The 438-nt window shown below is 73.5% G+C and carries 1 pseudogene; it reads right to left on the reverse strand.

The annotated features are described in order from the left end of the window. Window positions 1-438, reverse strand: a pseudogene (locus tag TW83_RS21235) (hypothetical protein); the annotation flags it as partial.

Genomic DNA, 438 nt, shown 5'->3' on the forward strand with positions numbered 1-438 from the left:
CGTCGCGTTCCGCCCGTGCGGCGGCGGCGCGGCTGTGCACGGCCTCGGCGCGCGGCGACAGGCGCTTTGCGGTCAGCGGCCCGCTGCCGTGACGGATCACCGCGGCAGGCGTCTCAACCGTCGGGGGCGCGACGGTGTCGGTGGCGGGCTGGACCGCGACCGCCGCCGGGACCACGACCACATGCGGGATGATGCGCGAGATGACTGGCACCGCCGCGACGACGGGCTGTTCGATCTCGATCTGCGGGGCGGTCACGCGCGCCTGGCTGAGGACCGGCTCGCTGAAGGGCCGTCGGTTGTACTGTTCCTGCACCAGCCGCGAAGGGCCGAAATCGGGATTGCCCTGGAACCGGTCGTCGCCCGGCCGCGCCTGAAATCCGGATGGGCGAAAGCCCTGGGCGCGGGCGAAATCCTCGGCCTCGTGCAGGGTGCGGCGGG

This window comes from Paracoccus sp. S4493, from assembly GCF_000967735.1.
GTDB classification, from domain to species: domain Bacteria; phylum Pseudomonadota; class Alphaproteobacteria; order Rhodobacterales; family Rhodobacteraceae; genus Paracoccus; species Paracoccus marcusii.